Origin of the sequence: uncultured Empedobacter sp. (assembly GCF_937930195.1) — a bacterium.
GTDB lineage: Bacteria > Bacteroidota > Bacteroidia > Flavobacteriales > Weeksellaceae > Empedobacter > Empedobacter stercoris.
Genome location: NZ_CALGVK010000096.1, coordinates 1 through 11,760, shown reverse-complemented (window position 1 = coordinate 11,760; position 11,760 = coordinate 1). Strand labels below are relative to the sequence as shown.

The 11,760-nt window shown below is 32.4% G+C and carries 10 protein-coding genes; 5 read left to right on the top strand and 5 right to left on the bottom strand.

Annotated elements, in window-relative coordinates; translation table 11 throughout:
- Positions 1-1,168, top strand: a 1,168-nt coding sequence (locus tag Q0616_RS06165) for an alanine dehydrogenase (protein ID WP_298775845.1), incomplete at its 5' end; no start/stop codon positions are given.
- 17 nt (positions 1,169-1,185) lie between these two features.
- Positions 1,186-1,545, top strand: coding sequence for a hypothetical protein (locus Q0616_RS06160; RefSeq protein ID WP_260543384.1), 360 nt, complete (start codon positions 1,186-1,188; stop codon positions 1,543-1,545).
- A gap of 274 nt (positions 1,546-1,819) precedes the next feature.
- Here Q0616_RS06160 and Q0616_RS06155 read toward each other — a convergent pair whose 3' ends face one another.
- The 5 genes from Q0616_RS06155 to Q0616_RS06135 form a co-directional block, all read right to left on the bottom strand.
- On the bottom strand, positions 1,820-3,034 hold the full coding sequence (locus Q0616_RS06155; protein WP_284583796.1) for a porin: 1,215 nt from the start codon (positions 3,032-3,034) through the stop codon (positions 1,820-1,822).
- A gap of 66 nt (positions 3,035-3,100) precedes the next feature.
- Complete coding sequence (locus tag Q0616_RS06150; protein WP_284583797.1) at positions 3,101-3,631, bottom strand: hypothetical protein; 531 nt, start codon at positions 3,629-3,631, stop codon at positions 3,101-3,103.
- A 149-nt stretch (positions 3,632-3,780) separates the two neighbouring features.
- Positions 3,781-4,029, bottom strand: a complete 249-nt coding sequence (locus Q0616_RS06145; protein WP_225532372.1) for a T9SS type B sorting domain-containing protein — start codon at positions 4,027-4,029, stop codon at positions 3,781-3,783.
- Positions 4,030-4,042: 13 nt separating this feature from the next.
- Entirely contained in the window at positions 4,043-4,459 is a 417-nt protein-coding gene (locus Q0616_RS06140; protein ID WP_284583798.1) for an OsmC family protein, read from the bottom strand.
- Between the two features lie 82 nt (positions 4,460-4,541).
- Positions 4,542-5,735 carry a Pycsar system effector family protein gene (locus tag Q0616_RS06135; RefSeq protein ID WP_188320137.1) on the bottom strand — a complete coding sequence of 398 codons (1,194 nt, stop codon included), beginning with the start codon at positions 5,733-5,735 and terminating at the stop codon, positions 4,542-4,544.
- A 24-nt stretch (positions 5,736-5,759) separates the two neighbouring features.
- Here Q0616_RS06135 and Q0616_RS06130 point away from each other — a divergent pair, with 24 nt between their 5' ends.
- The 3 genes from Q0616_RS06130 to Q0616_RS06120 form a co-directional block, all read left to right on the top strand.
- On the top strand, positions 5,760-9,482 hold the full coding sequence (locus Q0616_RS06130) for a metallophosphoesterase (protein WP_298775839.1): 3,723 nt from the start codon (positions 5,760-5,762) through the stop codon (positions 9,480-9,482).
- Between the two features lie 90 nt (positions 9,483-9,572).
- Positions 9,573-11,435, top strand: coding sequence for an ATP-dependent DNA helicase RecQ (locus Q0616_RS06125; RefSeq protein WP_286483684.1), 1,863 nt, complete (start codon positions 9,573-9,575; stop codon positions 11,433-11,435).
- A 2-nt stretch (positions 11,436-11,437) separates the two neighbouring features.
- On the top strand, positions 11,438-11,760 hold a 323-nt coding region (locus tag Q0616_RS06120; RefSeq protein WP_298775833.1), incomplete at its 3' end, for a formyltransferase family protein.

The window sequence follows — 11,760 nt, the reverse complement described above, 5'->3', positions numbered from 1 at the left end:
AGAACTTATTCCTCAACCCGAGCGTTTAGAGATTCCTCATAAGAAAGAGCGCTTCGATATTGGAATTCCAAAAGAAACAAATAATCAAGAAAAACGAATTTGTCTTTCTCCTGATGCAGTCGAAATTTTAGTCAATAACGGACATCAAGTAACGATTGAAACTGGAGCAGGAGAAGGTGCAAATTACTCAGATAAAGAATATTCGGAAGCTGGTGCGCAGATTTCTTACAATACGCAATCCGTTTTCGAAAAACCAATTATTCTAAAAGTAGGCCCACTTACATTAGAAGAAATTGATTGGGTAAAACCCCATGCATTAATCATTTCTTCTGTACCTACCAACACGTTGAAACGTGAATATTTTCAGAAACTTATCGCAAAACGTGTAGATGCTGTAGGTTTTGAGTTTATTCGTGATGAACAAAATCATTTACCAGTCGTTCGTTTATTAAGTGAAATTGCAGGAACTACGGCTATTTTGGTAGCGAGTGAATTGATGTCTTCAACAAATGTTGGGAATGGTATTTTAATGGGAGGCGTTACTGGAGTACGACCAACAGAAGTTGTTATTCTTGGAGCAGGAACTGTTGCTGAAAATGCAACAAGAACTGCTTTAGGTTTGGGCGCTTCGGTTCGAGTTTTTGACAATTCATTGACGAGATTAAGACGTTTACAACAAAATATTGGTCAACGCGTTTCCACTTCGACATTAGATCCTAAAGAATTAGGAAAAGCTTTAAGACGATGCGATTTAGCAATTGGAGCACTTCGTGGCGAAACACGTACACCATGTGTCGTTACTGAAATGATGGTTCAAAATATGAAAGCTGGCGCTGTTATTATTGATGTTAGTATAGATCAAGGTGGATGCTTTGAAACTTCAGAGTTGACAACACATGATCAACCAATCATTATAAAGAATGATATCATTCATTATGCCGTTTCTAATATCACTTCTCGCGTTGCACGTACGTCTACTAAAGCGTTGAGTAATTATTTTTTATCCTATTTATTTCAAATATCAGAAGAATCTGGTTTTGCAAATGTGGTACAAACGGATAAAACTATAAGAAATGGCGTATATTTGTACAAAGGAAGAATTGTAAAAAAGAACTTATGTGACTGGTTTGATTTACCATTTCACGACATTAATTTATTGATCATATGACGTTTACGCAAAGATTTATGAAGTATATGATGGGAGTAGGAATTGGGATGGTTTTCGTCGCAATGGCGTTTGGTCCACGCGCATTCTCATGTAATTACTTTCCAAATGCAAGAGTTTTGGACGAAGCTTATTCTAAAAGATTATCGATTTCACCAGAAGCACAAGCATTTATGAAAACTGAAAATTTAGATTCTACATTTTTGAAAAAAGAATTATTCAAAAGAAGTAAAGTTGATTTTGATAACTCTAAAAAAGATCAAGTTCCATGTAGAGAATATTTAGCAAATTACAAAAGCAAAGACAATTCTAAAGATTATGACTTCGTTCTTGAGATTTGTAAAGAAGATTCGAAATTAGTTTCTATTGAGAAAAAATAGATAAAAAAAATCCCTTCATCTGAAGGGATTTTTTTATTAGATTATTTTTAATTTACAAATTTCAATATTGTTAAAACGATTACAAATATTAAAATTGCTACAATTATTACGTCTTTAAACTGTACTTTTTTTGTGCCGAATTCCACATTACGATTCAGGCTGCTTTTTCTTTTATTGGGTTGCATGGGTTGATATTGTTACTACAAATTTAAACAATTTATTTAAATATCATACCATTAAATCTTCGTAAAATAGTTTACTTAAATAAGATAGCTTATATCCCAATTTCTATTTGTAAACGGGCATACCAATTGTTTTTCTTTTCTAAATTATAAAACTTCTGTTGCTCATAGGACACTTCTGCTTGTAATTTGAAGGCATGTTCCCAGATATACTTCGTCAACCCTAAACTATATTGATTTGTGTTTGGAGTAAATTCAAAAATTTTATCATTTACTTTTTGCGTAGAATAGCGTCCAATTACTTCCCAATGTTTTGGAAAAGTGTATGAACCTTGAAAATCCATTCCATGACCATTGTAGATGTAATTAAAATCGGTTGCATCTTGCGGGTTATGGAATACAGTTTGATCAGAATTTCTATTCAAGTAAGCATACATAAAACTCCAACCACGATATTTGAACATTGCATCAAAAAATAAAGATTGAATATTTGCTGTTCCAAATAACTCATCTCCTTGCTGACCTTTGGTTTTATGCGCATTATTATTGTAACTGTACGCACCAGAAAGCATCAACTTTGGTGTTTGCTCATGAAATAAATCTCCTTCGTAACTACTTCCGTCATTTGTAAAAGCCCCGAACGGAAACAATTCTACTTTTCCTGTATAGGCTAAACCTGTATCATCAAACTTTGTCCAATTTCTCCCTTCTCCAGTAGAAACAGCTCCACGCAATGTATACGAAAAATGTTCTTTTGATTTTTTTGAATGTTGCACTTGAAATCCAAAATCACGGTCGATGTTAAAGTCCGCATTGTTAATGGAACGATCTGTTAACTGTAATGCACCCGACGAATTATTTCGCTGTCTATTTCCTGGCAATTTGGTTTGACCAAATCCAAAACTCCAATGTTTATTTGGGTTATAAAAAATCATGGCATCTCGAATGATGTTAGTATTTTTTCCCTCCTCTGCCTTTCCTACATCGCCAGAAGCAAAAGAAAGTTGCAACGAATATTCGAACTTTGGATTACCAATATAACCGTCTAATCGAAGCCTTAAACGACGAATTTGCGCATCAATTTTATCTTCTTCATCTTGATTATCAATATAAGACACTCTATTTTGCATTCTGAATCGAATATTTACCTGATACAAACTATCGGGAGAAGTAATTCCCAAACCATCTCCATAACTGTAATAAGGCGACATCAAGTTTTTATATTCTTCTGTTTGAATAGAATCTTTATTCTGTCCAAAAAGACTTACAGTTATTAATAATAACGGTAAAACTAAATAATGCTTCATAATTTGAGTGACTTAATTTTGATGCAAAAATGCATGGAATAAAATTAAATAATTGTAAAGAGTAAATTAAATTAACGTTAACAATGACTCGAAGTTATGAATACGATGATCATCATCAATTTCGATCATATCAATTTGATTTGGAAAAATATTGTCTTGCATTTCGAAGAATTTTTTTAACTTTTCAAAATCTAACACTTCATCATGAACGGATAAAAAAACTTTAGTATTTTCGAAACGATTCATATCTACTAAAAATTGGATAAGATTTTCTGGAAAATCAAGCTCTTTTATGACTGATACATCAACCAAAGGATTAAGTAAAATCAATTCACTCGATTTACCATTTTCTTTTAATTTCTGTTGCAATTGCCACGCAAAATTACCTCCAGTAGAACTCCCAATAATAGTTAAATCTTCCACGACTCCTTTTAAGTGATCGTAAGCCTCAAGCAAAATGGCCGATATAGTATCCTCTACTCTCCATTCTACACAAATTGCTGAAGGATATTTCTTTAAAATCGATTTGAATTTCGAAGAATTAGCCGAGCTATATAGTCCGTGGACATAAACAATTTGTTGACTTTTCGTATTCATATTCAGTATAATTACAGGTTCAAACTAAACTTTTTCAGGAAGTTAATATACATTGAATTGTAAATTTAACAAAAAAAGATGTAACCTATAAGGCTACATCTTTTTGTTATCATGATTTTACGATTTAATCTTGTTTCAAAAACTTAAGATTATCTGATTTTAATTAATATTGAACCTGATTTTGTTTGTTCATCATTTAGTTTGATTACATACCAATAATTATCTGTAGGCACAGATTTTCCTCGTATTCTTCCATCCCAAATAAACTGATCAGCTTGTGTAATTGTTTTCACATTTTTTTCAAATCGGTCATAAATTTCTATAACAGCATTTGGATAGGCAGTTAAGAATTTACTCAAATCCCATTCGTCATTTATTCCATCATTATTTGGTGTAATGTTTTGCTATAATTTAATTCACATTAATTTCGTACGTAATATCGATACCTCCGTTTGCTAACATATCGTGTACGCTACAATATTTTTTCACTGCTAATTCAGCAGCTTTATTTGCTTTTTCCAAATCGATGTTTCCTTTTAAGAAAAATTTGATGTGAATGTTTGTAAAAATATTTGGAATTTCATCGCGGCGTTGTCCTTCTACCTCAACTTTAAGATCTTCGATTTCTTGACGTTGTTTTTTTAAAATTTCTCCCAAATCAAAAACACTACAACTACCTAAAGCTATTAAAACTAGCTCCATCGGACGAACTCCTTTTCCCTCTCCTCCTATCGATTCTGGCCCATCTATATTCACCTTCACAGAAGAACTTGCAGCAGTTGCTTCGTAATGAGAAGCTTTGTTTACTCTATTTAATTCAATTTTCATCTCAACTATTTTATGGTCTAAAAATAGGCATTCTTAAAGTATTTATAAGAAAAAATAGTCGAATTTTTAGTTGGAATTGTATTTATCCAACATTTGTAAACATTGCATAAGCAAAAGTCAAAACTGATAATATAGTACCAATCATAAAAATGGTATACGTTATACTCAACAAGCGATATTTTCGCTCCAAAACTTTTCCTAAATAGTATAAATCTCGAGTTAAAGATGTATAAACATAATCTCTGTCTTTCATCAATTCTTCCATCGCCTCTTCGTAGGCATCAAGCGACATTTGATAAAAATTTCCAAAGAAAAGCAAATTAACTTTTCTATTTTTTACATCTTCTTCGTTAAAACTTTCGTAAGTAACTTTTGGTTTTGTGGCTAAAATTGCAAAAATAATCGAAATAACACTTGACAAAAGCATAACAATAGAAGGTAAAATCAAGTATTCATTTTTTGGACTTCCTAATTTCGGAACCAACGTAGAAAGTGCAATCGAAATTACAATTGCATTTACAGACAATAAAATATTGGCTTTACTATCTGCAATATCACTTAAACGCGTATGATTATTTAACGTTACACGGAAAAGCGTATCTACTCCTCGATCGGGTTGTTGAATTTTATCGTTTTTCTTTTTCTTTAATTCGTATTTGTTCGGTACATCACCAATCAACTCAATTTCTTTGATTTTACTTTGTGTATAAATCAAATTTTCTTCTTTTCCTTTTTGCCAAAGTTTTTTTGCCGAATCGGTATAAAAATGATGCACATTCAAAAAGAAATTTCGGTTTTCTATATGCCATTCATAATCTGTAAAGTCTTTTTTACAAATTTTCGAAATCTCATCTCGTAATAATTCGGCTATTTTTGGATATTCAGTTTGACCCAAATGATAATTATCTGCATCTTTTACAATTGCTTCGCCAATCGTCTTCGGAACTTTATATAAAGTTGTAATCAAAATATAATCTTGAACTTCTTTAATATATTTTTCATCAAAATCAAGTTCACTTAAATACTCTTTTACAATATTTGCACTCTCAATTTCATGACCTTGCACGATTTTTGTGTAACCGGTATCGTGAAACCAACCTGCAATTATTAATTTTTCTTGTAGATCTGTAGGAATTTGTTCTTCAGCACTCAAGGTTTTTATGGCTTCTACAACTTTTACGGTATGCATAAAATTATGGTACGTAAAATCTAAAGAAAGTTTATCTTTGAACAGATTGAAAACATAGTTTTCTATATTTAATAACAATTGGTTCATCACAAGTTTTTAACGCTTAAATGTATGAAATTATTACCAACACTGAACAACAAAAAATTGAATTATCCTTTTTTGGCTTTAGTAGGTTCGTGTCTTTATATGACATCTTGCGCTACGCAACATCCTCAATACGGGAAAAATATTAAGACCGAGAAGACACAAAAAGTTGAAGGCAACAAAATCCAATCAATCTATTTAATTGGTGATGCTGGCGATTTGGATCAGCCAATAAATAAACAGAATTTGAAAACGCTAAAAAATGAATTAGCAAAAGCTGATTCTACTTCTTATCTTTTCTTTTTGGGTGATAATATTTACGAAAATGGAATTGTAGTTGATTCTACAAAGAAAAATTATACGACAAGCCGGGATAAACTTCAACTTCAGATTGATTTAGCAAAAGAATTCAAAGGAAAAACACTTTTTATTCCTGGAAATCATGATTGGAGAAATGGCGTAAAAGGGCTAAAAGAACAAGAAAAAATAGTTAAAAAGCAATTAGGAAATAAAAAAGCATTCTTACCAAAAGATGCTTGTCCAATTGATAAAATAAATGTCAACGATAGTATTGGGATAATTGCATTAGATTCTGAATGGTATTTACAAGATTGGGATAATCACCCAGGCCTTAACGAAAAGTGTGATATCAAATCGCGTGAAGCTTTTTTTGAAGAATTAGAATCACAATTAAATAAATATCAAAATCGCACAACTATAATCACTATGCATCATCCCTTGTTTTCGAATGGTACGCATGGTGGACAATTTGATTTCAAAAAACAATTTTATCCATTTGGAGATGATTTCAAAGTTCCTTTACCTATCATTGGATCTTTTATTAATTTGTTGCGTAGCACGACTGGGTTGAGTCCGCAAGATGTCAATAATTTCAAATATAGAGAAATGGCATCTCGTATTGCGACAATTATCGAAAATAGGAATAATGTCATTGTTGTTTCTGGTCATGATCATAATTTACAATACATTCAACAGAACAATGTCAAACAAATTATAAGTGGATCTGGCTCTAAAAAAGAATCGGCAAAAGCGGTTGGTAAAAATGATTTCTCTTATGGTGACAATGGTTTTGTTGTTTTAGATTTATATGACAATGGCGCTTCTTTGGCAAATTTTTATGGGTTCAAAAATGATGAAATCGAATTGTTATTATCAAAACAAGTTACAGAAAAGAAAAAGCAATATTTGGCTCAGGTATATGACGATAAAAAAATGCCAAAAACAAAAGAAACAAGTGTATATGAGTTAGATGTAACAAAAAAATCTGATCCATATAAATTCTTTTTTGGTCGTCATTACCGCAAAACTTTCGGCCAAACAATAACAGCTAATACTGTTAATTTAAATCAACTGTATGGAGGTTTAACACCTATCAGAATGGGGGGCGGACATCAAACGAAAAGTTTGCGTTTAGTGAACAATAAAGGTGAAGAATACAATATGCGTTCGGTAAAAAAGAGTGCTACACAATTTATTCAACAAGTTGCCTTCAAAAATAAATATGTTGCAGATGAATTTGAAGATTCTTTTACTGAAAAATTTTTGATGGATTTTTACACAACCAATCACCCTTATTATCCGTTAGCAGTTGCAAATTTGATGAAGCCTATCCATATTATGCATGCTACGCCAAAATTATTTTATGTTCCCAAACAAGAAACGTTAAAAGAATACAACGAAAATTTTGGTGATGAGCTATATATGATTGAAGAACGTCCAATGGCTGGATATCAGGATGGTGTTTTCGGAAAGCCAACCGATATTGTAAGCACGGATGATATGCTGTTTGCGATTCAAAAAAATAAAGATGTAATTGTAGACAAACAAGCCTACATTCGTGCGCGACTTTTTGACATGTTGGTTGGCGATTGGGATCGACACTCGGATCAATGGCGTTGGGGTGCGTATGAAGAAAATGGAAAAACGATATATCGTGCAATTCCACGTGATCGCGATCAAGCATTTCCTCGTTACGATGGTCTTTTCTTTAACCTTATTATGCGGATTCCACCACTTCGACATATGCAAGATTACAAAGATGATATCAAAAATGTAAAGTGGTTCAACCGTGAACCCTATCCATTAGACTTGGCTATTTTAGAATCATCTGATCTTAACCTTTGGAAACAAGAAGCACGCTATATTCAAGAAAATTTGAGCGATGAGTACATTAAACAATCGTTCGAATTAATTCCTACGGAAACAAAACAAGAATATGATCAAGACGTTATCAATCATATCATCTCTCGAAAATCTAAATTAGAAAAATTTGCAGAGGAATACAATAAAATACTTCGCAAACTAATCATTTTAAAAGGGACAGATGAAGATGACGAATTTATCATTACTCGTTTAGCAAAAGGTAAAACAGCTATCAAAATCTATTCAGGCAAAGAAAAAACATTAATTTTTGATGAAGAATTTGATAAAAAAGAAACCAAAGAAATTCGTTTGTATGGATTAAATGGAAAAGATAAATTCAGAGTCGAAGGTAAACCAAGTAATGCTATTTTAACACGTATTATTGGTGGAATTGATGATGATGATTACGAGGTGAAACGTGCAGCGAAAATAAAAGTATATGATTACGCCAATGGCAGTAACGCTTCTGAATCTACTTTTCTAACTTCTAAAAATTTTGTCAACGATTATGAGGTCAATACATACGATTATAAACAACCGATGTATAATTTCTTTACCATGTTACCCAACATTGGTTATAATCCCGACGATGGTTTAAAAATTGGACTTTCACCAACCTATACTATAAATGGATTTGATCGCAAACCATACTCTCAACGTCACAATTTACAAGTTAGTTATTATTTTGCGACAGGTGGTTGGGATGCGAAATACAAAGGTACTTTTACAAAAGCCTTAGGTAAGTGGAATTTAGACTTAAACGCTGCTTACACCAGCCCTACTTATAGTACAAATTTCTTCGGTTTTGGAAACGAAACAGTAAATAATCAAGAAGAAATAGGAATAGATTATAACCGTGTAAGATTAGAAAGTTATAGCATTGGTCCTTCTATTTTCAAAATTATGAACAACAATGGTCGATTAGATTTTTCTGCCATTTATAGTTACAAAAAAATTGAAGAAAACCTTGATCGTATCGTTGGTGACTTACCAGATATCAACCGAGATGTCTTTAAAGGACAACATTTTGGAGAAATCGGTGCTAAATATCTTTTCAAAAATTACGATAACGAATCATTACCAAAATTAGGAATGACATTTTTAGCACATGCAAAATGGATTTCGAATTTAACGGATTTTGAACGTAATCACTTTTATACAGAGCTTAACTTAGGATTTACGCATAAAATTTCAGCAAATGGCCGATTGACAGTTGCTTCTATGCTTAAAGGAAAAGCTATTTGGGGTGATTTTATGGAGTTTTATCAAATGGCTAACTTAGGAGGAGATCAAGATTTACGTGGATACCGATTAGGACGTTTTGCCGGAGACAAAGTTTTCTTACAAACATCAGATTTACGTTTTGACGCATTACGTTTCAAAGCTATTGTTCCATTGAGATTAGGTGTTTTTTTTGGTGCAGACTACGGACGAGTTTGGTTAAATGGAGAAGATTCCGATAAATGGCATTCATCTATGGGTGGAGGATTATGGATCAATGGAGCGCAATCCATTACCGCAACCATCTCTTACTTCAAAGGTGAGGATCCAGGTCGAGTAGTTTTCGGATTAAATTTTGGATTTTAATAAATCTTTCAATAACGCTAAAGAAAAGAATGATAACTCGATTGTTTAATTGAGTTATATTTTCCTAATTTTACAACAAAGCTTTGTAATTTGACTGCAAAAGAAATTCTTTTCAAATATTGGAACTACCCTTCTTTCAAAACGCCGCAAGAAGAAATTATTTCTAATGTATTAGAAGGTAAAGATACTTTGGCTATTTTACCTACTGGTGGAGGAAAATCCTTGTGTTATCAAGTTCCTGCAATTATGTTTGATGGATTGACCTTGGTAATTTCTCCATTAATTGCTCTGATGAAAGATCAAGTACAGAATTTAACGTCCAAAGGTATTTCTACGGCGTATATTACGAATGAAATCGATCAAAATACAATCGGAAAAATTTTAGACGATTGTCAAAATAACAGAGTAAAGTTGTTATATGTTTCGCCAGAACGTTTGCAAAGTAGAATTTTTATCGAACGTTTGAAGCAGATTAATATTAGTTTACTTGCGGTAGATGAAGCACATTGTGTTTCTGAATGGGGACATGATTTTCGCCCAGCCTATCATCGAATTGCTCGATTAAAAACCATTCTACCCAAAGTACCTATTTTAGCACTTACAGCGACAGCAACTGAAAAAATTCAACTTGAAATTATTGAAAAACTTGAGCTTAATCAACCTCAAATTTTCAAATCCTCTTTAAAACGAAAAAATCTTTCGTACAATGTTTTTCTATCCACCGACAAGAAAAAAGATTTAATTTATTACTTAAAAAAATATTCAGGTTCGAGTATCATATTTGTTCGAAATAGAAAATTAACGTACGAAATAGCTAATTTTTTGAGTCAAAATGGTTTTGATGCCGATTATTTTCATGCCAAATTAACCAAAGACGAAAAGGAAGAAAAACAACGCAATTGGATGTTGAGTAATTCGCGTATTATGGTTTCGACAAATGCATTTGGAATGGGAATCGATAAACCGAATGTACGCACAGTCTTTCATATCGATTTACCACAAGGTATAGAAGCATATTACCAAGAAGTCGGACGCGCTGGTCGTGACGAACAGGAGTCGCATGGAATTTACCTCTATCATCCCGATGATCGTATACAAGCCGAGAATATTTTCAAAGCTAATTTACCTTCGCAACAAGATTTTATCAAAATCTCGAATTGTTTATTTAGTCAATTACAACTTGCTGAAGGCGAATTAACCGAAATGAATTACCAGTTAGACATTCCGAAATTTGCCGAAAAATTTGGTTTAAATCTAAAAATGGTTCTTCAATTTTTAGATTTTCTAAATACAAAAGAAATTATTCAACAAAAGAATTATACACAAAATAGTACACTTCAAATTTTAGCTTCGCCACATTCAATTAATCAAGGTGAAAACCAAATTTTTGATTATTTACAACGTCATTATCCTGGAATTTACACTTACAGTAGAGAAATTTCGGAAAGTAAAATGGCGTTTGATTTGCACAGAAGTATTGGTGACATCAGAAACGCTTTGCATGATTATTATAAAAATGGAACAATCGATTATTCGGATCGATTTTTAGCGCGTTTTAGATTCCTTATCCCAAGAGATTCCAATACATTTAAAAACAAACTGTGGAAAGATTTCGAATCAATTCAAGTGAATAACTGGAAACGTTTGCAAGCAATGATATATTATGCTGAACAAAATACAATTTGTAGAGAACGTTTGTTGTTTGGTTATTTTAATCAAAAATCTGATGAAAATTGTGGAAAATGTGATGTTTGCCAATCAAAAAAACAAACTAAGAATTTTAATGCTAACGATTTGATTGAATATTTAAAAGAAGGTGAGAAAACGCAAGCCGAAATCCTCTCAAAATTCATAAATTTGCCAAAAGATATAATCGTTGAAGAATTGCAATATTTAATCGACGAAATGCGAGTTCAACCAATTGGATTCGATTCTTATAAACTAATAGAATAAAAATGCGAGTAGTCTTTATGGGTACGCCCGAATTTGCGGCGACATCATTGAATGAAATCAATACAAATAGTCATCACGAAGTAGTTGGAGTTGTTACTGTTCCTGATAAACCATCTGGAAGAGGACAGAAAATGAATATTTCAGATGTTAAAAAATATGCGTTAGAACATAATCTACCTTTGGCTCAACCAGAAAAATTACGTGACGATGCATTCATCGAAACATTAAAAAGTTGGAACGCAGATGTTTTTGTTGTTGTTGCTTTTCGTATGTTACCACAAGTTGTATGGTCTATTCCTGCAAAAGGAACATTTAACCTACACGG

Excerpts from the sequence above, each read along its gene's own strand:
- Q0616_RS06150 (WP_284583797.1), bottom strand. The coding sequence starts at position 3,631 with ATGAATACGAAAAGTCAACAAATTGTTTATGTCCACGGACTATATAGC.
- Q0616_RS06155 (WP_284583796.1), bottom strand. The coding sequence starts at position 3,034 with ATGAAGCATTATTTAGTTTTACCGTTATTATTAATAACTGTAAGTCTT.
- Q0616_RS06130 (WP_298775839.1), top strand. The coding sequence starts at position 5,760 with ATGAAATTATTACCAACACTGAACAACAAAAAATTGAATTATCCTTTT.
- Q0616_RS06140 (WP_284583798.1), bottom strand. The coding sequence starts at position 4,459 with ATGAAAATTGAATTAAATAGAGTAAACAAAGCTTCTCATTACGAAGCA.
- Q0616_RS06135 (WP_188320137.1), bottom strand. The coding sequence starts at position 5,735 with ATGAACCAATTGTTATTAAATATAGAAAACTATGTTTTCAATCTGTTC.
- Q0616_RS06160 (WP_260543384.1), top strand. The coding sequence starts at position 1,186 with ATGAAGTATATGATGGGAGTAGGAATTGGGATGGTTTTCGTCGCAATG.